General features: G+C 66.8%; 21 protein-coding genes. 3 read left to right on the top strand and 18 right to left on the bottom strand.

Annotation, left to right across the window (positions count from 1 at the left end; genetic code table 11):
- Positions 1 to 21 precede the first annotated feature (21 nt).
- From astB to KZO25_RS12480, 5 genes are read right to left on the bottom strand one after another with little or no spacing between them, the layout of a single operon-like run.
- The gene (gene astB / locus KZO25_RS12500; protein WP_066444083.1) at positions 22 to 1,386 is read right to left on the bottom strand and encodes an N-succinylarginine dihydrolase; all 1,365 of its coding nucleotides are present in this window, start codon (positions 1,384 to 1,386) and stop codon (positions 22 to 24) included.
- Entirely contained in the window at positions 1,383 to 2,852 is a 1,470-nt protein-coding gene (gene astD, locus KZO25_RS12495) for a succinylglutamate-semialdehyde dehydrogenase (protein WP_223137209.1), read from the bottom strand. The genes astB and astD overlap by 4 nt, the downstream gene beginning before the upstream one ends.
- The gene (gene astA, locus KZO25_RS12490) at positions 2,849 to 3,895 is read right to left on the bottom strand and encodes an arginine N-succinyltransferase (protein ID WP_223137208.1); all 1,047 of its coding nucleotides are present in this window, start codon (positions 3,893 to 3,895) and stop codon (positions 2,849 to 2,851) included. The genes astD and astA overlap by 4 nt, the downstream gene beginning before the upstream one ends.
- On the bottom strand, positions 3,895 to 4,965 hold the full coding sequence (locus KZO25_RS12485) for an arginine N-succinyltransferase (RefSeq protein ID WP_223137207.1): 1,071 nt from the start codon (positions 4,963 to 4,965) through the stop codon (positions 3,895 to 3,897). The genes astA and KZO25_RS12485 overlap by 1 nt, the downstream gene beginning before the upstream one ends.
- Before the next feature lie 50 nt (positions 4,966 to 5,015).
- The gene (locus KZO25_RS12480) at positions 5,016 to 6,230 is read right to left on the bottom strand and encodes an aspartate aminotransferase family protein (RefSeq protein ID WP_223137206.1); all 1,215 of its coding nucleotides are present in this window, start codon (positions 6,228 to 6,230) and stop codon (positions 5,016 to 5,018) included.
- 188 nt (positions 6,231 to 6,418) lie between these two features.
- Between KZO25_RS12480 and KZO25_RS12475 the strand changes: the two genes are divergently transcribed.
- Entirely contained in the window at positions 6,419 to 7,075 is a 657-nt protein-coding gene (locus KZO25_RS12475; RefSeq protein ID WP_066444071.1) for a class I SAM-dependent methyltransferase, read from the top strand.
- 12 nt (positions 7,076 to 7,087) lie between these two features.
- Here KZO25_RS12475 and KZO25_RS12470 read toward each other — a convergent pair whose 3' ends face one another.
- The 3 genes from KZO25_RS12470 to fabV all read right to left on the bottom strand — a co-directional run bounded on the left by KZO25_RS12470 (position 7,088) and on the right by fabV (position 9,752).
- On the bottom strand, positions 7,088 to 8,065 hold the full coding sequence (locus KZO25_RS12470) for a GlxA family transcriptional regulator (RefSeq protein WP_223137205.1): 978 nt from the start codon (positions 8,063 to 8,065) through the stop codon (positions 7,088 to 7,090).
- A 187-nt stretch (positions 8,066 to 8,252) separates the two neighbouring features.
- The gene (locus tag KZO25_RS12465; RefSeq protein WP_066444069.1) at positions 8,253 to 8,462 is read right to left on the bottom strand and encodes a hypothetical protein; all 210 of its coding nucleotides are present in this window, start codon (positions 8,460 to 8,462) and stop codon (positions 8,253 to 8,255) included.
- 78 nt (positions 8,463 to 8,540) lie between these two features.
- Positions 8,541 to 9,752, bottom strand: coding sequence for an enoyl-ACP reductase FabV (fabV, locus tag KZO25_RS12460; protein ID WP_223137204.1), 1,212 nt, complete (start codon positions 9,750 to 9,752; stop codon positions 8,541 to 8,543).
- Between the two features lie 166 nt (positions 9,753 to 9,918).
- On the opposite strand from fabV, the gene KZO25_RS12455 reads away from it, so the two are divergent.
- Positions 9,919 to 10,308: a hypothetical protein gene (locus tag KZO25_RS12455; protein WP_066444064.1), complete on the top strand. Its 390-nt coding sequence runs from the start codon at positions 9,919 to 9,921 to the stop codon at positions 10,306 to 10,308.
- A gap of 2 nt (positions 10,309 to 10,310) precedes the next feature.
- Here the strand turns inward: KZO25_RS12455 and KZO25_RS12450 are convergent, their stop codons facing one another.
- The 5 genes from KZO25_RS12450 to KZO25_RS12430 are packed head-to-tail and all read right to left on the bottom strand — an operon-like array spanning position 10,311 to position 15,466.
- A complete protein-coding gene (locus KZO25_RS12450) occupies positions 10,311 to 10,796 on the bottom strand; it encodes a glutathione peroxidase (protein ID WP_066444061.1) in 486 nt (161 codons plus the stop codon).
- 26 nt (positions 10,797 to 10,822) lie between these two features.
- Positions 10,823 to 12,991 carry a DUF3488 and DUF4129 domain-containing transglutaminase family protein gene (locus tag KZO25_RS12445; protein ID WP_223137203.1) on the bottom strand — a complete coding sequence of 723 codons (2,169 nt, stop codon included), beginning with the start codon at positions 12,989 to 12,991 and terminating at the stop codon, positions 10,823 to 10,825.
- On the bottom strand, positions 12,988 to 13,992 hold the full coding sequence (locus tag KZO25_RS12440; RefSeq protein ID WP_223137202.1) for a DUF58 domain-containing protein: 1,005 nt from the start codon (positions 13,990 to 13,992) through the stop codon (positions 12,988 to 12,990). Before KZO25_RS12440 ends, KZO25_RS12445 begins: the two co-directional genes overlap by 4 nt.
- Before the next feature lie 2 nt (positions 13,993 to 13,994).
- Positions 13,995 to 14,921, bottom strand: a complete 927-nt coding sequence (locus KZO25_RS12435) for an AAA family ATPase (RefSeq protein ID WP_066444053.1) — start codon at positions 14,919 to 14,921, stop codon at positions 13,995 to 13,997.
- Positions 14,918 to 15,466: an NUDIX hydrolase gene (locus KZO25_RS12430; protein WP_316935700.1), complete on the bottom strand. Its 549-nt coding sequence runs from the start codon at positions 15,464 to 15,466 to the stop codon at positions 14,918 to 14,920. Before KZO25_RS12430 ends, KZO25_RS12435 begins: the two co-directional genes overlap by 4 nt.
- 139 nt (positions 15,467 to 15,605) lie before the next feature.
- On the opposite strand from KZO25_RS12430, the gene KZO25_RS12425 reads away from it, so the two are divergent.
- Complete coding sequence (locus tag KZO25_RS12425; protein ID WP_223137200.1) at positions 15,606 to 17,258, top strand: isovaleryl-CoA dehydrogenase; 1,653 nt, start codon at positions 15,606 to 15,608, stop codon at positions 17,256 to 17,258.
- Here the strand turns inward: KZO25_RS12425 and KZO25_RS12420 are convergent.
- The 5 genes from KZO25_RS12420 to KZO25_RS12400 all read right to left on the bottom strand — a co-directional run bounded on the left by KZO25_RS12420 (position 17,198) and on the right by KZO25_RS12400 (position 20,285).
- The gene (locus KZO25_RS12420; protein ID WP_223137199.1) at positions 17,198 to 18,433 is read right to left on the bottom strand and encodes an EAL domain-containing protein; all 1,236 of its coding nucleotides are present in this window, start codon (positions 18,431 to 18,433) and stop codon (positions 17,198 to 17,200) included. The genes KZO25_RS12425 and KZO25_RS12420 overlap by 61 nt on opposite strands.
- Before the next feature lie 74 nt (positions 18,434 to 18,507).
- Complete coding sequence (locus KZO25_RS12415) at positions 18,508 to 19,125, bottom strand: LysE family translocator (RefSeq protein ID WP_144439592.1); 618 nt, start codon at positions 19,123 to 19,125, stop codon at positions 18,508 to 18,510.
- 55 nt (positions 19,126 to 19,180) lie between these two features.
- Positions 19,181 to 19,594, bottom strand: coding sequence for a nucleoside diphosphate kinase regulator (gene rnk / locus KZO25_RS12410; RefSeq protein WP_066444021.1), 414 nt, complete (start codon positions 19,592 to 19,594; stop codon positions 19,181 to 19,183).
- A 138-nt stretch (positions 19,595 to 19,732) separates the two neighbouring features.
- On the bottom strand, positions 19,733 to 19,888 hold the full coding sequence (locus KZO25_RS12405) for a hypothetical protein (RefSeq protein ID WP_158509917.1): 156 nt from the start codon (positions 19,886 to 19,888) through the stop codon (positions 19,733 to 19,735).
- 76 nt (positions 19,889 to 19,964) lie between these two features.
- Positions 19,965 to 20,285 carry a hypothetical protein gene (locus KZO25_RS12400; RefSeq protein WP_066444017.1) on the bottom strand — a complete coding sequence of 107 codons (321 nt, stop codon included), beginning with the start codon at positions 20,283 to 20,285 and terminating at the stop codon, positions 19,965 to 19,967.
- Between the last annotated feature and the right edge of the window lie 125 nt (positions 20,286 to 20,410).

Below are 20,410 nucleotides of genomic sequence, written 5' to 3'. Positions count from 1 at the left end.
AGTGACGTCTCGGGGGAAAGCCTAACCCAACTGGAACGGGTAGACCGAGCCGATCTGCAGGATACGGGTCAGCTCGTCCAGCGCCGTCAGGGTCTCGTCGGCCAGCTGCGGGTCGGCCAGGTCGTCGGGCGCCAGGCGATCGCGATAGTGGCGCTCGACCCAGGCGGTCAGTTCCTCATGGAGCCCGTCGTTTAGCAGCACGCGACCGGTCAATGCCGATCGCTCCACCTGCGACAGTGCCACCCGCAAACGCAGGCAGGCCGGGCCGCCACCGTTGCGCATGCTCTGCTTGACGTCCTTGACGATCACTTCCCCGATAGGATTGTTGCCCGCCAGCAGGTGATCCTGGATGGTGCGCCACACCGCCTCGCGCTCCTGGCACTCGCCGGGAACCACCAGGGTCATGCTGCCATCGGCATTGGTCAGCAGCTGGGAGTTGAACAGGTAGGAGGCCACGGCGTCCTCGAGGCTCACCGCCTCCAGCGGCACCCGCACCGGGATCAGGGGCGTCGCCATCTTGCGGCGCAGCTCGTCGAGGGTCGTCCCCTCGTCGAGGAAAGCCATCTCGTGGTAGAGCAGCACCGGGCCGTTGCCCACCGCGATCACGTCGTTGTGGAACACGCCGGCATCGATGGCATCGGGATGCTGCTGGGCGAACACCGCCTGGTCGTCGCTCAAGCCGTGCTGACGGGCCACCGCCTGGCTCGCCTCCAGGGTCTGGCGGGCCGGGAACTTCTGCGGTTCGATGCGCCCGCCGAAGGCCTGGCGGCCATAGACGAAGAGGTGCACACCGGGCTCGCCGTGCTCACCACAGAGCCGGGTATGGTTGGCCGCCCCCTCGTCGGAGAAGGCCGGGGTCGCCGGCAGCACCGAATGGTGGGCGAAGTGGCGCTCATCATGGAAGATCGCCGCCAACACGCGCCCGGTGGTCTCCGGCTCCAGGTAGCGGTGAAAGCTCGACTGCAGGTTGGCCGGGGTGAAATGCACCCGCCCATCCGGCGCATCGCGGCTCGGCGTCACCGTACCGGCGTTGGCTGTCCACATGCTCGACGCCGAACACACCGCCCGCAGCACCTGGGGCGCCTCACTGGCGGCACGGGCCAGCACCTCGGAATTGCTGCCAGTGAAGCCCAGCGCCCGCAGCGCGCCCAGGTCCGGCCGCTGCTGGGGCGGCAGTACGCCCTGGGCATAGCCGGCGTCCATCAGCGCCTTCATCTTGCCAAGCCCCTGCAGCGCAGCTTCACGCGGGTTGGAGACCAGGCCGCCATGGCTCATGGAAGCGACGTTGCCGTGGGCCAGCCCCGAGTAGTTGTGGGTCGGCCCCACCAGGCCGTCGAAATTGACTTCCCGGTAGCTCTCGTCGCGCAGCGTCACAGCGTCGCTCATAGCACCACTCCCGGCGGCAGTTGGTCAGGCAGATGCAGCTCGTCGCTCTCCATGGAGGCCACCGGATAGGCGCAGTAGTCGGCGGCATAGTAGGCACTGGGACGGTGGTTGCCACTGTCGCCGACGCCACCGAAGGGGGCATCGCCCGAGGCACCCGTGGTCTGGCGGTTCCAGTTGACGATGCCGGCACGAATGCGCAGCAGGAAGTCGTCCCAGTCGGCACGCTCGCCGCCGATCAGACCGGCGGAGAGGCCATAGCGGGTGTCATTGGCGATAGTGACCGCTTCACTCCAATCTTTATAACGGTATACTTTCAGCAATGGGCCGAAGTGCTCTTCGTCTGGCACCGTAAGACCGGTGACGTCGATCAGCGCGGGGCTGAGCAGGCTGGTGCCCTCCTTCAGGCACGCCATGCGCGACAACACCACTCCGCCCAGGGCTTCCAGCTCGTCCTGGGCCTTGAGCAGCCCCTGGGCCGCCGCCGGGCTGACCAGGCCACCGTAGAAAGGCGCCGGCTCCTCGAACTGGCCTGCCACGTGCAATCGACCAATGGCATCCACCAGGGCGTCGAGCAGGTGGTCGCCGACCTGGCCCTCGGGCACGATCAGCCGCCGCGAGCAGGTACAGCGCTGGCCGCCGGAGAGAAAGGCCGACTGCAGGATGGTCAGCACCACGGCGTCCTGGTCGTGCACGTCCTTGACCACCAGCGGATTGTTGCCCCCCAGCTCCAGGGCGAGAATCTTGTCGAATCGGTCGGCGAATTGCCGGTTGAGCAGCCCACCCACCTTGGCGCTGCCGGTGAACAGCAGGCCGTCGATACCCGGGTGGGCCGAGAGCGCCTGCCCCACGGGAGCGCCCCCCTGAACCAGGTTGATAACGCCGGCTGGCAGCCCCGCTTCCTGCCAGCACTGCAGGGTGAGGTCGGCGGTCAGCGGTGTCTGCTCGCTGGGTTTGAACACCACCGTGTTGCCGGCCAGCAGCGCAGGCACCATGTGGCCATTGGGAAGGTGACCCGGGAAATTGTAGGGACCGAACACCGCCATCACCCCATGGGGCCGATGACGCAGCACCGCCCGGGTGTCGCCCACATCGCGGCTGCGCTCGCCGGTGCGCTCATGGTAGGCGCGCACCGATATCGCCACCTTGCCGATCATCGCCCCCACTTCGGTGCGGGCCTCCCAGAGCGGCTTGCCGGTTTCCGAGGCGATGGTGCGGGCCAGATACTCGCGATGCGCCTCCAGCACTTCGCGAAAGCGCTCCACCACCGCCAGCCGCTCCTCGAAGGCACGCCGTGCCCATGAGGCAAAGGCGCCGCGGGCGGCGGCCACTGCCGCCGCCACCTGGGAATCGCCGGCACCGTTGCCCTGCCACAGGGTGTCGCCGGAGACCGGGTCCTGCTTGGTGAAGCGGGTAGCGTCTCCCGCCTGCCAGGTGCCATCGATCAACAGCTGCTGCTTGGCTTTCATGGTGTCTCCTCGGTATCCAGTACGCGCAGGGCGTCGCCGGCGACGACGCCGAGCCGCTGCGCTTCCTGCTCGCTCAGGGTGATGGTGTCGTCCTCGTTGGGCCCGCCGGCTACCCAGGCGGCGCGGAACGCCGCCATGTCGGTACTCGCCGCCAGCCAGCGCGGGCGCGCGGCGGGGGGTTCGCTGCCGGTGTGAACTTCCACCCGGCAGCGGCGTGACTTGCGCACGCCGCGTACGTCGTCGATATAGGCTTCCACGGTGGGGCCACCGTCAAAGATGTCGATGAAGCCCTCCCAGCGCAGCCCCTCCTTCTTGAGCATGGCCAGCGCCGGGCGGGTATGGCGGTGCACCTGGCCGATACAGGCACGGGCCTCGTCGGAGAGAAACGGCGTGTAGATGGGGAACTTGGGCATCAGCTCGCCGATGAAGCTCTTCTGTCCCAGCCCCGTCAGGCGGTCCGCCTCGTCGAAGTCCAGCGGGAAGAAGTGGCTTCCCAGGCACTCCCAGAAGGGACTCTTGCCACGCTCGTCGAAGACGCCGCGCATCTCCGCCAGTACCTTGTCGGGGAACTGGTCGCGGAACTCGGCGATGAACAGCCAGCGCATCATCGACAGCAGCGCGCCGTTGCGCTGATGACGATGTCCTTCGCCACGGTACTGGGGTCGCAGGAACAGCGACGCCACTTCGGCATCGCCGGTGTGATCGGAGCTGAGAAAGAGAGTGTCGATGGTGCGGTGCAGGTCGAGCTGCACCGAGGAGTGGGCCAGGGTGCCGAGGCGATAGTGATAGAACGGCACCTCGCGACCCACCTGCCCTTCGATGGCACAGCAGCCGGCCAGCTCGCCGCTGTCCTCGTCCTCCAGCACGAAGAAGTAGTTGCGCCGGTCCGCCGGGGAGCGCTGCTCGAAGGCGGTAACGGCCAGTTCGATCTTCTCGGCGAGAAACTCTCGGTTGTCGGGCAGCGAAGTGAAGCCGACCCCGGTCTCGCGCGCCAGGGCCTGCAGCTCGTCCAGGTCGGATTCGGCAATTGCTCGAATGCGCATCACAGCTCCCCCTCGTCGTAGCCCAGCTCGGCATCTTCCGCCGCCAGGGCCAGCGGTGCCACCAGCACGGCACGCCCCTCCTCCACGCCCAGCAGCTCGGCGTGCTCGGTCGAGAGCATCAGCTGGCCGGTGGGCGACAGCGCGTAGCGGGCCACCACGCAGCGGAAGTCACCCAGCCGCTGGTTGGCGATCATGGCCGGCTCCGCATCCGGCAACAGGTGGGCCGGGCGCACCCGCACCGGATGCCAGGCGGCACGCCGAAAGCTTGCCAGGCGATCGCGCTCTCCCTTGATCACCGGGCCGGCATCAAAGATGTCCACATGGCGCGAGCGCAGGAACCCTTCGGCCAGCATCTCGGCCATGGCGGCTTCATGGTCCGGATGCTCCCGCCCGATCGCCGCGCGCGCCTGTGGCGTCAGCAGCGCCAGGTAGAGCGGGAATTGCGGCATCACTTCGGCGATGAAGCTCTTGGAGCGCACCCCCGCCAGGTAGTTGATGTCGTGGTAGTCACGCACGAAGAAGTGGCGCCCCACGCTGTTCCAGAACGGCGATTCGCCCTGCTCGTCCAGGTAGCCGGGAAAGGCCATGGCCAGCACCTCGGCGAAGCGCTCGGGGTACTGGGCGATGAACATCAGCCTGGCCCGGCGCAGCAGGCTTTCCGCGCTGGTGCCACGGTAGCGCGGCTCGATGGACAGCGCGCAGAGCTGGGTGGTCTCGGAGACCTCATGGGAGAGCGCCAGGGTCTGCACCTCGCGGCGCACGTTGAGCTGCTGCGAGGCGTGGATCAGGGTCTCCTGGCGATAGGTGTAGTAGGCCTCCCGGGACCCGGCCTCGGCGCGAATGGTGGCGGTGCCCACCACCTCGCCGCGCTCCAGGTCCTCGAGGACGAAGGTGTAGAGCTCATCGCCGGGGAAGTCCACTTCGCGGCTGAAGGAGTGCCGCGAGCGGGCGATGCGCTCCTCCAGCCGGTCGCGGTGGGCCGGCAGGTTTGTCAGGCTCGGCGTGGCGGTGCCTGCCAGCCGCTCCAGGGCCGGCAGGTCGGCCGGCCGAACGGGGCGTACGACCATCATGGCAGGGTCTCCGGGTCGGTTGGCGGCATCTTGCATGGGCTGGCCGGCCTTCACTTGGCCGCCACCAGTCGCGCCACGGCCCGATCGAGGCGCGCCATGCCCTCGCTGATATCGGCCTCGGGAATCACCAGCGACGGCGCCATGCGCAGCACGTTGGGCCCGGCGATCAGGGCCATGAGCCCCTCTTCGATGGCCAGCGGCAGGATGTCCTTGGCCCGGCCTTCGTAGTCGGGGGCCATCTCGGCGCCGACCAGCAGCCCCATGCCGCGGATCTCCTTGAACACGCCATGCTTGCGGTTGATTGCCTCAAGGTGCTCGCGGAACAGGTCATGGCGCTGTTTCACGCCATCGAGGACCACTGGCGTGGCGATGTATTCGACCGCGGCCAGGGCCACGGCGGAGGCCAGCGCATTGCCGCCATAGGTGGAGCCATGGGTGCCGATGGCCAGCGCCGGAGCGACGCGGTCGGTGGTCAGCATCGCCCCCACCGGGAAGCCGCCGCCCAGGCCCTTGGCACTGGTGAGGATGTCCGGCAGCACGCCGTACTCCATGTAGGCGTAGAGGGCGCCGGTGCGGCCGACGCCGGTCTGCACCTCGTCGAAGATCAGCAGGGCATCGTGGGCGTCGCACAGATCCCGCAGCCCCTGCAGGAACTCCTGGGTGGCCGGCACGATCCCGCCCTCGCCCTGCATCGGCTCGACCATCACCGCACAGGTATCGTCGTCGATCAGGTCGCGCACGCTATCCAGGTTGTTGAACTCGCCGTGGACGATGCCGCCCGGCACCGGGCCGAAGCCCTGGGAGTACTTGGGCTGGCCCCCGACGCTGACAGTGAAGAAGGTGCGTCCGTGGAAGGACTGCGAGAACGAGACGATGCGTGTCTTGTGCTCGCTGACGTTGTCATGGGCCCAGCGCCGCGCCAGCTTCAGCGCCGCCTCGTTGGCTTCGCCGCCGGAGGAACAGAGATAGACCTTGTCGGCGAAGGTACGCTCCACCAGCGACCGGGCCAGCGCCAGGGCCGGCTCATTGGTGTAGACGTTGGAAAGGTGCCAGAGCTTGTTGGCCTGCTCGGTGAGCGCCTCGACCAGCACCGGATGGCAATGGCCGAGGGAGTTGACCGCGATGCCCCCGGCGAAGTCGATGTACTCGCGCCCGTCCTGATCCCAAAGCCGGCTGCCCTCGCCGCGCACCGGAATGACCTTCTGGGGAGAGTAGTTGGGCACCATGTACTGATCGAAGTCGGCGCGGGTCGGGGTGTGGCTCATGTCGGTCTCCATTCCAGCGTAAAGGGGAAGCGAAGCGCTACTGTCATTCGAGTATACGGAGGCCATCCCATCCAGGCTTTCAGCTATGGGACTCCCTCTTGTGAAAATGGCTGTCGGTATTGCGCAATAACAGGGTCTGGTTGGCCGACGGCCTGCTAAGCTCAATATCCATCCTCCGGAGCATGTCGATGTTCAACACCACGGCCTGGAATCGAATTCGCTATGGGCTCTATGCCCCGGTCTACGATATGGTCGCCGACCGCAGTTTTCGCCGTCCCCGCCAGCTATCGCTGGACGCCGTAGACTGGCAAGCGGGTATGCGGGTTCTACTGGTGGGAGCCGGTACCGGACTGGACCTTCCCTTTCTGCCCCGGGATGTGGAAGTACACGCCACCGACCTCTCACCCGCCATGGTCAAGCGCATGCAGCAGCGCGCAGAGCGGCTGGGCATGGACGTGGAGTGTCGTGTGATGGACGCAGAGGCGCTCGACTACCCTGACGGTCACTTCGATGCGGTCATCATGCATCTGATCCTGGCCGTGATGCCGAACCCCCGACAAGGCTTGGCCGAAGCGCACCGGGTACTCAACCGGGATGGTCAACTCTGCGTGATGGACAAGTTCCAGTCCGATGAGCATGCCGCCGGCCTGGCAAGGCGCGCGCTCAATGCCTTCACCGCCACCGTGGCCACCGACATCACCCGCCAGGCCCGCCCACTGCTGGAGAGTGCCGGCTTCGAAATCGAGCTCGACCGGCCGGTAATGCTGGGGTCGCTGTTTCGGGCACTGGTTGCCCACAAGGCAGCGCAGGCAGGCGGTGCTGTCGGGGTGGGCAGCAAGGCCTAGCCCACCACTCACCTAGTGCAGTCGCTCCTCGCGGGGCGTTACACCGAAATGGTTGCGATAGGCCGTGGAAAAGTGCGCCGGGGAAGAGAAGCCAGTCTTCATGGCGATCTCGCCGGCGGGCAGGTCGCTGTCGCGCAGCAGCCGCCGGGCTTCCTGCAGGCGCAGATCGAGGTAGTATCGGCCAGGCACCGCTTGTAGATACTTCTTGAACAGCCGCTCCAGCTGGCGCCGGGAAATACCCAGGTGTTCCGCCAGTTCATGGGTGGTCAGCGGCTCCTCGATATTGGCTTCCATCAGCATCACTGCATCCACCAGTGGCGCCGGCGCATGGCCCAGGCGGGCACGCAGCGGCACCTGCTGGGGCTCGTCTGCCATGCGGATTCGCTCCAGCACAAAGTGTTCGGAGACGCTTTCGGCCAGCTCACTACCATGGTGCGAGGCAATCAGCGTCATCATCATGTCCATGGCCGCCGTACCGCCGCCGCAGGTGAGGCGGTCACGGTCGATCTCGAACAGCTGCTGGGAGAGCCGCACCCGGGGAAAGTCGCGGGTAAAGGCGGCGAAGCGCTGCCAGGGCAGCGTGGCGCGGTAGCCGTCCAGCACACCGGCACGGGCCAGCAGCTCGGTGCCGCCGCCCACGCCGACCAGCGTAACGCCGTTTCTGCCCAGCACGCGCAGGCGGTGAACGATGGCGTCATCGGCATGCGCCGACAGGGGCGCCGGGGCGCAGACGACAAGCATGTCCAACTCGGCCGCCACGTCAGAGAAAGGCTTGGCCGCGGCCAGGCTGAGTTCGGCCAGACTGGGGGTCTCACCTCCACCTGAGCTATAGGCCTGCACGCGATAGAGACACCGGCCGGCCAGCTGATTGGCCATTATCAGCGGCTCAAGGGCACAGGCCTGGGCCAGCAGGGAAAAGCCCGGCAGCGACAGCACCCCGACCCGGCGGATTGCAGACATAGAGAAGTTGGCGGTGGGGGTGTCGGGCATGGAGCGCTAAGCCGTGAGCCGGTCGGGAGTGTGATCTTACTCGATCGGGAGCGTTGGCGACGAATGCGCTGTGTAAGTCGAAGCGCCCCGCGTTACTGGATAGCGAGGCGTCGTCGAGCGGGCGGCGGGCTAACCGCCGTTTATGCGTGAGAGCCTTACCGCCCGCGCCGTGACGATGGCTGCGCGATTAGACCCAGAGCGCCGACAGCAGGCGGTAGGCCAGGAAGCCGCCTGCCAATACTGCCGTGGCCAGCAGCAACCAGTGCCAGCCTTTGGCGGGCCTCCTGGCCTCCGGCTGAGAGGCGTCAGGTTCTGGATGCTCGAAGTCCTCGGGCATCCTCACCTCTTTGATGTGCTCGTACTCTTCTTGCGCTGTCTTGCTCTCCCGGGTATCCATCGCGTACCTCCATGCTCGGGAACTTTCATGCTGCGAACCTCACGGAATGCCGCAATTCGCAGAATTTTTACGCAGACCCTACAAACTCACGACATCGAAGGTCACGTCCGGGTTCACATCGGCATCGTAGTCCACGTCATCGCGCTCAAACCCGAACAGCTTCAGGAAATCATGCTTGTATCCAGCATAGTCGGTAATTTCGAACAGGTTCTCGGTGGTCACCTTGGGCCATAGCTCCTTGCACGCCTGCTGTACATCGTCGCGCAGCTCCCAGTCGTCGAGGCGCAGGCGACCGGCATCATCAGTATCAAATTGCCCGCCCTGCCCTTGGGCTGAGTAGAGCCGATCACCAAACAGCCGGTTGAGCTGGTCGATGGTGCCCTCATGCAGGCCCTTCTCTTTCATGATCTTGTAGACCATGGCGATATAGAGCGGCATGACCGGTATCGCAGCGCTGGCCTGGGTCACCACTGACTTCAGCACCGCCACGTTCGCGCCTCCTCCCGCAGCCTTGAGCTTGCTGTCGATCTCGCCGGCGGCACGATCCAGGTCTTCCTTGGCCTTGCCCAGGGCGCCGTGCCAGTAGATCGGCCAGGTGATCTCGGTGCCGATATAGCTGAACGCCACGCTGCGTGCGCCAGGTGCCAGCACGCCGGCGCGGTCCAGGGCATCCATCCACAGCTCCCAGTCCTCACCGCCCATCACCGCCTTGGTGTCCTCGATCTCCTGCTCGGTGGCAGGCTCGACCTCGGCCTCGATGATCACATCCTTGTTGGTATCGATGGCGGTGGCACGGTAGGTCTCGCCAATGGGCTTGAGGCTGGAGCGCTTGAGTTCGCCGCTATCGGGCAGCTTGCGCACCGGCGATGCCAGCGAGTAGACCACCAGGTCGACCTGTCCCATGTCCTGCTGGATCAGCTCAATGGCCTTATCGCGAGCCTCATGGGAGAAGGCGTCACCGTTGATCGACTTGCTGTAGAGACCTTCCGCCTTGGCGAACCGGTCGAAGGCGGCGGAGTTGTACCAGCCGGCAGTACCGGGCTTCTTCTCGCTACCCGCCTTCTCGAAGAACACGCCCAGGGTGTCGGCGCCATAGCCGAAGGCGGCGGTAATCCGTGCTGCCAGGCCGTAGCCACTGGAGGCACCGATCACCAGCACCTTTTTCGGACCCACGGACGGGTCCAGTCCTCGAGCACGGGTCGCCTCGATCTGCTCGAGTACGTTCTTCTCGCAGCCGACGGGGTGGGTGGTGGTGCAGATGAAACCGCGAACCTTGGGTTTGATGATCACGTCTAACCTCATTGTCGATTGCCCGCCACCGGCACGGCGATATCGGGCAGATTGAGTGGGCAGTGGTGGCATTCTAGCGGTCGTTATCTCTCCTGTCCGCTCTTGAGCCCGGCCCTCGAGTGGGGCAGGATGCATTTCCCGGGTAACGCGCAGTCAGGAGAGAACAATGGATGCACAGACGCTGGTAGATGAACGCGGCGAGCTGTGGCTGGCACTGGCGCCACTATGGCTGGACCGCGAACCCGGTGAACGCGACTATGCACACATGGTGGAAGTGATACAGCGCCACGACCTGACGCTGCATGAGCTGGAGTGGATATTTCGCCTGGAGCTGGCACCGGTGCTGGCGCGCACTCAGATGTCGGTCGCCAGTGAATGGCGGAAGTTCGATGACCTCCAGCTCATGAAGCGCCTGGTAGCCCACAACATGCGGCTGACGGGCTGGCGACGCAAGAGCTGGGCGCTATTCTCCGGCTTGACCACCATGATGACCCGTCACCGCTGGAATGAGCTGATAATGCGCGTGATGCTCGAGCGCGGTGAGGCACCCCGTTAGGCTCAGGTCTCATCCAGAGCCTCCTCCAGGGCGAGCGCCAGCACATCACGGCCCTCACCTGGGGCGAAGCGTCGTATTACCCGGCCATCCCGGCCCACCAGAAACTTGGTGAAATTCCATTTGATGAGCGTGGTGCCGAGCACCCCCGGCGCATGCTGCTTGAGCTCCTTGAAGAGCGGATGCGCCTGTGAGCCGTTGACCTTGACCTTCTGCATGATGGGAAAGGTGACACCGTATTGGGAAGAACTCATGGCACAGAAGTCCAGCGCTGACTCCGGGGCCTGCCGGGCAAACTGATTGCAGGGAAAGGCCAGCACGGTGAAGCCACGATCGCGGTAGCGGCCATAAAGCCGCTCCAGTTCACGTAGCTGAGGCGTGTAGCCACACCGGCTCGCCACGTTGACGATCAACAGCACCTGCCCCTTGAGGGCCTGCAAGTTGAAGGGTTCGCCGCGATGAGTGCGACAGTCGTGCTCGTGAATGGCCATGGGTCGTCTGCTTTGCTGACACCTGATTACGATGCCACGTCCTCCCTCGCGGCACCACCCCGGCGAATTCGATATCGCGCCTTGGGCAAGCGCCGCCGGACCTTCTGGACCGCCTGTCGTAGTCGTCTCAGGCCGGCACGCCGATCCGCTTCATTCAGCGGTGCATAGGCAAGACGTTCGTACTCCTCGACCACCGCCTCAAGGGCACCACTGGCAGGGCCGCACGTCGAGGCGACACGCCGCAGGTGGCCGGCAGGGGTCTCGCCGGAGACAGGCCCCAGGCCAAGACGAGCCAGCCGCTCCTGAAGATATTCCAGCATGGCGCTTTCATTACGCCAGCGGCGCTGGCGCAAGCCCAATCGCAGCAGCCATGCCATCCCCACCAGCGCAAGCACCGCGCCACTCAGCCAGGCAACGACCACCCAGGGTGCCGAGCGCAGGTGCGCCATGAGCCAGCCGTACCCCACCTCCAGCCGCTCGCCGAGGCGCTGCATGAACGACCTGGCCGCCTCTCGCTGGTAACCGATGACGCCTCGCTGCCACTGGTACTCGAGATTTTCCCAACGCAGCCGCAGGCGATTGGCCCAGTCCAGCTCACGCAGTCGCAGCGAGGAGAAGGGCGAGTCGGCCAGGAAGGTCTCGGCACTTCCCTCGACGGCCTGGGGCCCCAGCTCGATACGCTCGGGGGCAATGGCGGCCGTAGGGTCAAGGCGTTGCCAGCCGCCGTCGAGCCACACCTCGACCCAGGCGTGGGCATCGTAGTCGCGAATGGTGAAATAGCCATCCGGATGGCGTTCACCGCCCAGAAAACCGACTACCAGGCGCGACGGAATCCCCGCCGCACGAATAAGGGTCGCGGCGGCCGAAGCATAGTGGGTGCAGTAGCCGGCACGGCTCTCGAACAGGAATTCGTCGACCCGATGACGGGAGTTCAGGCGCGGCGGCATGAGGGTATAGCGGAAGGGGGACTCGCCGAACTGGGCCATGACTGCCGCCAGGAAGGCATGCTTGTCACCACCGCTCTCCTGCCACAGCCGCTCGCCCAGCGCCCGGGTACGGGGGTTGGCCCGGTTCGGCAGCATGGTGTTCCAGGCGTCGCCGGCGGGGTCGGCATTGGCCGGAGCCGCCCCGCTACTCTCCAGGCGCAGCAGGCTGCGCGAACCCTCCGCAGCAAGCCGCTCCAGTGTGCCATCGGCCAGATAGCGCTGTTCGCTGTCAGTGGCCAGCGGCGTGCCCAGCGAGGGGAGCCAGGGGCGGCTGTCGGGTTCCAGCAGCAGCTCGGCGCGAAAGCGCCCCTCACCGGCCGCCTCGTCCACCCAGGGCGAGCGTCGCCCCTGGCGAGCGAAGCTGGCTTCGGTTAGCCCCAGGGTCGCGGCCAGCTCGTCGGGGGGCGCCCGGAACCAGCGCCGACCGTCGGTGCCGGAGAGCGTATAGACCCGCCAGTAGCGCTCGTGAGTCGCCGGTTCCTCGCCGTCGAACGCCGCGCGGAAGACACGGGCATCGCTGCGCGAGAGCTGAGCGATATCCCCCGGCGATACCTCATCGGAAAGTCCGGTGGAGGCACGATCCATCTGTGGCATGCTCCATAGCGGTCCCAGCCGAGGAAATACAAGAAACAGCACCACCATCAGCGGCGCCGAATAGAGCAGCAGCCATGCGGTTTCGCCCCAGGCGCGGCGAGCGTCCGGCGCGCCGGCCAGCCAGTTCAGCGACTGCAGCAGCCAGCCCAGCGCCACCAGGGCACCCAGTGCCATCGGTATCCCCTGATCGTGCAGGAAGGCCACCCCGGTCGCGATGATGCCGATCACCACCACCACCCGGGCGCCGCGCCGATCATGGGTCTCGAGCAGCTTGAGCAGGTAGACGCCCAGCAGCAGCCCGATCAGCCCTTCCATTTGAGACATGACGCCATAGTGCAGCCAGAGGGCGCCCAACAGCGCGACAACTCCGCCCAGGCGCAATACACGCCCGGCCGGGGGCAACCGTTGACGCAGCTCCAGAAAACGCCAGGCCGCCACGCCGAGTGCCAGCGCCACCAGCCAGATCGGCATCCAGGCAAGGTGCAGCGCCAGCACCAGGCACTGGCCAATGACCAGGCGCCGAAGCATCGCGGCACCAAGCTCGCGACCGTCGGCCAGCACCGCCGCCTCCGGGCGGGGCCGTTGGCGACGTGCCAGCCAGCCTCTTGCGATCACTGGTCCAGCCCTCCTGTCGAACCGGCCTGAAACAGGCCGAGCGCCTCCAGCGCTGCGCGCCGCTGACGCTCGCCCTCCGCCAAGGGCAGCTCCAGCCCCGGCAGCCGCAGGCCGTAATGGTCGCCGGCTCTGTGATGCGCCAGCACTCGGGCACAGAGCAGTGACAGACGCCGCTCGGGGCTGCCCCGACAGTTGGCGTAATCCAGCCACAGCTGCTGGCGAGGCGGCACGCTGAAAACCTTGGTGGTGAGGATGCCGCTGCGGCTCCACTGCTTCCAGGCCACTCGCGTGGCGCTATCGCCGCGCTCGAAGCGCCTCAGCCCGGCAAAATCGGTGGCGTCCAGCCCTGCGCCGAGCTGACGATGCTCCGCCCCCGCCGCCTCGAGCGGTGCGGGGTAGACGAGCAGCCCGTCGGTGGGCTGCACCCAGGCCACTGCCCGCACCAGCCCCAGCGGCCAGCAGGACTCCAGGCGCAGGGTGGGCGGCAGCTGCCAACCACGCTGCCCGGGCCGCCAGGGAAGTCTTGCCGAGGCCTCGTTCTCCAGGCCCGGCAGCGTGGTCTCATGGGCGTCCAGCACAAGGCCGATGGCAGTTCGTGGGCGGGCGGCCCTGAGTATCACCTGCAGACGTGCCTCGTGTCCGGCAAAGGCCTCCCGGGGCAACTGCAGCTCCACGGTGACGCCCAGCAAATTGCGCCAGGCTCGCACCAACACAACCATTGCCAGCCCCGCCAGCCAGAAGGCCAGGGCGTAGGCCAGACTGTTCTGGTAGTTGACGCCGAACAGCAGCAGCACCGCCACCAGGGCGATCCAGCCCAGGCCGAAGCGGGTGGGAATCAGAAACAGCCGACGCTGCGGCAGGGCCTCACCGGGAGCGATTGTCAGGCGTCGACCGAGCCAGTCGCGCAGGCGCTTTTTCTTTCCAGCATTCGGTTTGCCGGCTCCCGGCTTGCCGACGCCCCGTGTGGCTGCCTCCGAGGCTGCGGTGTGGGCCGTGGTCATGTTCAGGCCGCTACCGGCACGCGTCCGAGCAGGTGCGCCGCCAGTGCTTCGCCCTCCTCCCGGTGGCCGCTGCTCAAGCGGTGGCCGGCCACCGGCACCCAGACGGCCTGGACGTCTTCGGGCAGCACATGATCCCGCCCCGCCAGCAGCGCCCAGCCACGTGCTGCCTGTACCAGCGCCAGCAACCCCCGGGTGGAAAGCCCCCAGGCCAGCTCCGGATGCTCGCGACTGGCACGTCCCAGGGACTGCACATAGTCGAGTACCCGGTCGGAGACATGAATCGTCGCAACCTTCGCCTGCCAGTGGCGCAGGCTCTCGCCATCCAACAGCACAGAGAGATCATCGAGCCGGGTGCGCCCCGCCAGGCCGCGCAGGATGTCGCGCTCGGCGCGAAAGTCGGGATAGCCCAGCGATAGCCGCATCAGGAAGCGATCCAACTGCGATTCCGGCAGCGCGAAGGTGCCGGCCTGATCCTGGGGATTCTGGGTGGCGATGACGAAAAAGGGGTCGGGCAGCGCGCGGGTCTCCCCCTCCACGGTGACCTGTCCCTCCTCCATCGCCTCGAGCAGTGCGCTCTGGGTCTTGGGGGTGGCGCGATTGATCTCGTCGGCCAGCACCAGGCCGTGGAAAATCGGCCCCGGGTGGAAGCGAAAGCTCGCCTCCCGCGGGTCGAAGACCGACACCCCCAGCACGTCGGCGGGCAGCAGGTCGCTGGTGAACTGCAGCCGCTGCATGTCGAGCCCCGTGACACGAGCCAGTGCCTGGGCCAGGGTGGTCTTGCCCAGTCCCGGCAGATCCTCGATCAGCAGATGGCCGCGGCAGAGCAGGCAGCAGAGGGCCAGGCGCACCTCACGGGACTTGCCCAGCACCACCCGATCCAGGGTGGCGGCAATGGCCTCCAGGCTCTGCGCCGCCGCCAGCGCGTTCATCGCCCCGCCTCCAGCCAGCCGGACGCAATCAACGCCTCCACGGCCTGGCGGGTGTCCGGCGTGACCCCGTCCAGCGCCAGCGCCTCCTCGAGTGAACACCAGAAGGCGTCGGCAACCTCTTCCACCTGCAGGGTAAGAGGGCCGCTGTACTCGACCAGGTAAAGACTGCCGAAGATATGGTTGCCGCCCCGGTCATGACAAAACTCCCCGGCATGACGCAGGGGCACGCCGCGAATGCCCAACTCCTCGGCCAGCTCACGGCACGCCGCCACATGCACGGCCTCACCGGCACCGACGACGCCGCCCGCAGCCAGGTCGAGTCCGCCGGGGAACACCTCCTTGGCCAGGGTTCGGCGCTGCACGCAGATCTCGCCGTGGCGATTGAGAACGACCACGTAGGTGGCCCGGTGCCAGAACTGGAAGCGACGCATCAGCGCCCGGGGCGCACTGCCACAGGGCCGGTTGCGGGCGTCCACCAACTGGATGGCTTCATCGGCCACACGGGGCGCCGGCAGTGTCGGGTCGAGAGGGGGCTTGGCCGTCACGGTCATCTCCGCAGGATCGAGTCACAAGCCTACCCAGTGGTGCCGCCGTCGTCACGCCCGACGTCACGTTGACCCGGTCCGATGCACTGACCATGCTTCGGAACAGTTCCCCAAAATACCGACCGCAAGGAGCACCGTCATGGACAGTCCGTTCCCCCGAACCCGCATGGCGACCCACGAGGTGCTCAACCAGCCCGCCCCCCGGGGCGACCGGGACCTGCTCGCCGCGGACCTGCCGCTGCGCGAGGCACTGGCCAGGGAAGCCCCGCCGTGGGTCGCCGAGCGCCTCGCCCCCCTGGGCCGCGACACCGGCAGCACCCGAGTCGCCGCCCTGGGCGAGGAAGCCAACCGCCACCCACCGGAGCTGCGACTCTTCGATCGCCACGGCCGACGCCTGGACGAGGTGCGCTATCACCCCGCCTACCACGAGCTGATGACGATGGCGATGGCGGGCGGCTGGCATGCGGTGGCCTGGCAGGAGGAGGGCCGCGGCGGCCACCAGGCCCATGTCGCCGCCCTCTACCTGCTGACCCAGGCCGAACCGGGCTTCTGCTGTCCGGTGACCATGACCCATGCCGCCATGCCGGTGCTGCGCCACAGCTCGACAGTGGCGGCCGCCTGGGCACCCGGGCTGCTGGCCAGTGCCTATGATCCCCGCCCCCTGCCGGCCGCGGAAAAACAGGGCCTGACCTTCGGCATGGCCATGACCGAGAAGCAGGGGGGCAGCGATGTGCGCAGCAACACCACCCGCGCCGAGCGCGACGGCGAGGGCTGGCGGCTCACCGGTCACAAGTGGTTCTGCAGCGCGCCGATGTCCGACGCCTTTTTCACCCTGGCACAGACCGAGGCCGGCCTCTCCTGCTTCCTGGTGCCGCGTTTCACGCCGGACGGTGAGCGCAACGCCATCGAGCTGCAGCGGCTCAAGGAGAAGTGCGGCAACCGCGCCAATGCCTCCGCCGAGATCGAGTATCGCGGCGCCTGGGCGACGCCGGTGGGCGAGCCCGGACGCGGCGTGGCCACCATCATCGGCATGGTGCAGCAGACCCGCCTGGACGCGGCCACCGCGCCGGTGGGCATGATGCGCCAGGCCCTGGCGGAAGCCTGGCACCATACGCGGCAGCGACACGCCTTCGGCAAGGCACTGGCCGAGCAGCCGCTGATGCGCAGCGTCCTCGCCGACCTGGCGCTGGAGGTGGAGGCCGGCGTCGCCCTCGCCATGCGCACCGCTCGCGCCTTCGACGGGGGCGCCCAGGGCGACGAGCATGAAACCGCCCTGGCCAGGCTGCTGCCATCGCTGGCCAAGTACTGGCACAACAAGCGCGGACCCGGGTTCATGGCCGAGGCCATGGAGTGCCTGGGAGGCATCGGTTACGTGGAGGAGTCGCCGCTGGCGCGGCTCTATCGGGAGGCGCCGGTGAATTCGATCTGGGAGGGGTCGGGCAACGTGATGTGCCTCGACGTGCTGCGGGTACTGGCCCGGCATCCGGAGTCGATCGAGGCGCTGCGGGCCGAGCTGGCCGCGGCTCGGGGACAGCAACCGGACTTCGACCTGGCGCTGGCCGGGCTGGAGCGTGAGCTGGCGCTGCCCTCCGATGCCCTGGAGGCCAGGGCACGCTGGCTGACCCAGCGCCTGGCACAGTGCCTGCAGGCCTCACTGCTGCTGCGCCATGCCCCCGACGAGGTGGCCGAGACCTTCTGCCGCTCGCGCCTCGGTGTGGAGGCCAGCCCGGCCTACGGCGTGTTGCCGGCCAACGCCCCGCTGGCCGCGATCCTGGCACGGATCGGCGACTGATCCGAGGCCAGCTCGGGAATCATGTCGGCGGGCACAGGCCGCGACAGGCCGAAGCCCTGCACATGGGTACAGCCGAAGCGGGCCAGGGTCGGCAGGCAGTCGAGCTCCTCGACCCCTTCGGCCACCACCCGGATACCCAGGCGACGCCCCAGCAGGGCGACCGCCTCGACGATTGCCGCATCCTGGGAGTCCTGCTGCAGGTTGCGCACGAAGCTGCGGTCGATCTTGAGCTCGCTGATCGGCAGCATCTGCAGCCGCGACAGCGACGAGAAGCCCACGCCGAAGTCGTCCACCGACACTTCCATCCCGTTGAGATGCAGCCGGGCGGCGATTTCCGAGCCCAGCAGCTCGTCGTCCATGGCCGCGGTTTCGGTGATCTCGAGCACCACCAGCGGCGGCTCGCCCGGCCGGCGGTGGCGCGTCAGCGAAAGCAGCTGCGACTCCATCAGGTCATCGGCGGTAACATTGACCGACAGCGACAGCACCACGCCCATGCCTGCCCACTGCTCGGCATCGGCCAGCGCCTGCTCGAGTACGTGACAGGTGAGCCGCCGGCTCTGGCCAGCGGTGAGCATGGGCAGGAAGCTGGCCGGCCCGATCAGGCCGATCTCGGGATGCGACCAGCGCACCAGCGCCTCGACGCCGCTCAACCGGCCCGTGGCAAGCTCGAACTGCGGCTGGTAGTGAAGGGTGAGTTCGTGCCGTTCCAGGGCTCGGTCGAGCTCCGCGGCGGAGAAGAAGGGGTCGTCCTCGGGCGCGATGGCCGGCTTGCGCCCCAGGTGCAGCCGGTCCAGCCGCTGGCGCAGCTCGGTCATCCGCATCGGCTTGTCCAGCGAGCCGAGCATCTGCAGGCCCAGGGTGTGTCCCACCCGCTCGGCAATTCGCGAGATCTTGCGCTCGACGCCACCCAGCAGCAGCACCCAGCCGGCATAGCGTCGTTCGGCCAGCAGGCGCAACAGGGCAATCCCGTCAGGATCGCCGAATTCCAGCCCCATGATGACCAGTTGAGGCTCGCACTCGTCGATCTCTTCCAGCAGGACATCGGCCCGACGATAGCAGCGGCTCTCCATGCCCAGCACATGTAGCTGGAGCGACAGGACAGCCACCACATCGGGGTCCTCGTCCAGGACCACGGCAAGGGCGCGGTCCTCCTCTTCTATCGACAAAACGTCCATGGGGGCTTCCGCTTTCGAATAGCCTTGAGGCTACCATTATCCCCCGCGCGCGGCCGGGACGGCTGTCAACGCTGTCAGCCAAGCGGGCCGACCACCACCCGCAGGGCAAGGGCCAGCAGCATCACGCCGGTGATGCGATGAATCCAGTGGGCGCGGCTCTGAAGCCAGGGAAGCACCCGGGAGTGGGTCAGCGACACCGCCACCAGCACATACCAGCCGCCGTCGATGATCATGGCGGTGAGCACGATGATCGCCTTGGCCGCCAGGCTCATGTCCGGGGTGACGAACTGGCTGAGCAAGGCAATGAAGAACAGGATCAGCTTCGGATTGCCCAGCGCCACCAGCATGCCTTCCCGCGCCGCCTGGCTCCGGGTCGTGGCCATGCCCGTCGCTTCCAGGGCCCCGGCCCGCCCGGCGCGCAGTGCCTTGATGCCAAGCCAGGCGAGGTAAGCCGCGCCCGCCCAGGTGATCGCCTGGAACAGGGTCGGGTAGCGCACGATCAGCGCACCCAGACCCCACACCGTCAGCAGGGCATAGAAGCCCACTCCCAGCGCATGGAAAAGCGCTGCCACTACCCCCGGCGCGCGACCTCCACCCAGGGTATGGCGCAGCACCAGTGCCAGGCTGGGTCCGGGGGACATGGCCCCCATGGCGCAGACCGCCACCAGCGACATCCATAGCGAAAACGGCATCCTTAACCTCTCCTCGATACACTCGACGCTGCCTTGGCAGCGCCGCTCATCCATCTCAACGGTGGAACTGCCCTTCCCGTTCCGGCTGCCACAGGATGGCATCGATGCGCAGCTTGGTCTCGCCACCGCCGGGCAGCGGCCAGTCGATGACGTCACCGATACGCAGGCCGATCAGCCCTGCGCCGATGGGTGCCATGACCGAGATGCCGTCTTCGGTCTTGGCCAGGGCGTGGGGGTAGACCAGGGTGCGGATGATCTGCCGGTTACGGTTCAGGTCGGTGAACTGCACTTGGCTGTTCATGCTGACCACATCCTCGGGAATCTCTTCCGGGTCGACCACCTGGCCCCGCTCGAGCTCCTCTTCAAGGCAGTCGGCGACAAAGCGGTCCTTGTCGTCTGCCTGGTCGATCAGGCGCTGCAAGCGATCGGCATCCAGACGGTTGATGAGAATGGGTGGACGGGGTGACATGTTGACCTCCTTATTGGTCGATCAGCGCAGATGAACGCGCTGGCAACCCTACAACTAAAACAGCCCTTCGCCCGCATTGGGGAGAAGGACTGTAACGATAGCGACATGATAAGCCCGACGGCGGGCCTTGTCAGGCACTTACGATCGTTTTCGGCGGCTCGTCAGGATCACCACGACGCCCAGCACGGCCAGCGTCAGTCCGACGAACAGCGCCGGATTCTGGGTCTGAAAGCCGAACAGGGTCAAACCTACCCCCAGCACGATCAATGCTGCGGCGAACCACTTCACACCCATGACGCACTCCTCGTAATTCAGTATAGCCGCCAGCATGACGTCGATACTGAGGCACATCAAGGAAATAGCGGAAGGATCACATCACGCCGAGGGTCTCCAGCGCCCTGCGGGTCACCTCGAAGGGCACGTAGAGCGCCTCCGGACTGAGGTTGAGCACCACCATCAGCAGGGCGAAGGTCACCGCGCAGCCGATGAGAAAACTGACCACATGGAAGCCCCGCCGCTCGGCTTTTCCCACCGCGCGGCTCCTCCCTTGATGCGCCCGGGGTGGAAAGCCCGCCTCATCCGCGAACTCCTCGTCGGCGCCTGCGCGGCCACGCCTCAACCACCCCGGCGGCGGCCGGCCCTCACGCCGATCCCCCTCCTTCCAGCTCTCCTCCCGATCTTCCATCCCCATGCTCGCACCCCCGCCGATATCGCCACTGCATCACATTATCATAGCGATGGAGGTGGTTTGGGATTTTGGACCAGCAAAAAAGTCGAGAAAGCAGAGGATCAGAAACGCAAACAGTCGCTCGTAAG

It is taken from the genome of Halomonas sp. ANAO-440, assembly GCF_019915905.1.
Classification (GTDB): domain Bacteria; phylum Pseudomonadota; class Gammaproteobacteria; order Pseudomonadales; family Halomonadaceae; genus Halomonas; species Halomonas chromatireducens.
Note: the sequence above shows the minus strand (reverse complement) of the source record. Positions and strands in the feature narration are given on the sequence as shown.

Excerpts from the sequence above, each read along its gene's own strand:
- KZO25_RS12440 (WP_223137202.1), bottom strand. The coding sequence starts at position 13,992 with ATGACCACGGCCCACACCGCAGCCTCGGAGGCAGCCACACGGGGCGTC.
- KZO25_RS12425 (WP_223137200.1), top strand. The coding sequence starts at position 15,606 with ATGGACAGTCCGTTCCCCCGAACCCGCATGGCGACCCACGAGGTGCTC.
- astB (WP_066444083.1), bottom strand. The coding sequence starts at position 1,386 with ATGAGCGACGCTGTGACGCTGCGCGACGAGAGCTACCGGGAAGTCAAT.
- rnk (WP_066444021.1), bottom strand. The coding sequence starts at position 19,594 with ATGTCACCCCGTCCACCCATTCTCATCAACCGTCTGGATGCCGATCGC.
- KZO25_RS12485 (WP_223137207.1), bottom strand. The coding sequence starts at position 4,965 with ATGATGGTCGTACGCCCCGTTCGGCCGGCCGACCTGCCGGCCCTGGAG.
- KZO25_RS12480 (WP_223137206.1), bottom strand. The coding sequence starts at position 6,230 with ATGAGCCACACCCCGACCCGCGCCGACTTCGATCAGTACATGGTGCCC.
- KZO25_RS12400 (WP_066444017.1), bottom strand. The coding sequence starts at position 20,285 with ATGGGGATGGAAGATCGGGAGGAGAGCTGGAAGGAGGGGGATCGGCGT.
- KZO25_RS12420 (WP_223137199.1), bottom strand. The coding sequence starts at position 18,433 with ATGGACGTTTTGTCGATAGAAGAGGAGGACCGCGCCCTTGCCGTGGTC.
- astD (WP_223137209.1), bottom strand. The coding sequence starts at position 2,852 with ATGAAAGCCAAGCAGCAGCTGTTGATCGATGGCACCTGGCAGGCGGGA.
- KZO25_RS12465 (WP_066444069.1), bottom strand. The coding sequence starts at position 8,462 with ATGGATACCCGGGAGAGCAAGACAGCGCAAGAAGAGTACGAGCACATC.
- KZO25_RS12450 (WP_066444061.1), bottom strand. The coding sequence starts at position 10,796 with ATGGCCATTCACGAGCACGACTGTCGCACTCATCGCGGCGAACCCTTC.
- KZO25_RS12470 (WP_223137205.1), bottom strand. The coding sequence starts at position 8,065 with ATGCCCGACACCCCCACCGCCAACTTCTCTATGTCTGCAATCCGCCGG.
- KZO25_RS12475 (WP_066444071.1), top strand. The coding sequence starts at position 6,419 with ATGTTCAACACCACGGCCTGGAATCGAATTCGCTATGGGCTCTATGCC.
- astA (WP_223137208.1), bottom strand. The coding sequence starts at position 3,895 with ATGCGCATTCGAGCAATTGCCGAATCCGACCTGGACGAGCTGCAGGCC.
- KZO25_RS12435 (WP_066444053.1), bottom strand. The coding sequence starts at position 14,921 with ATGAACGCGCTGGCGGCGGCGCAGAGCCTGGAGGCCATTGCCGCCACC.
- KZO25_RS12415 (WP_144439592.1), bottom strand. The coding sequence starts at position 19,125 with ATGCCGTTTTCGCTATGGATGTCGCTGGTGGCGGTCTGCGCCATGGGG.
- KZO25_RS12405 (WP_158509917.1), bottom strand. The coding sequence starts at position 19,888 with ATGGGTGTGAAGTGGTTCGCCGCAGCATTGATCGTGCTGGGGGTAGGT.
- KZO25_RS12455 (WP_066444064.1), top strand. The coding sequence starts at position 9,919 with ATGGATGCACAGACGCTGGTAGATGAACGCGGCGAGCTGTGGCTGGCA.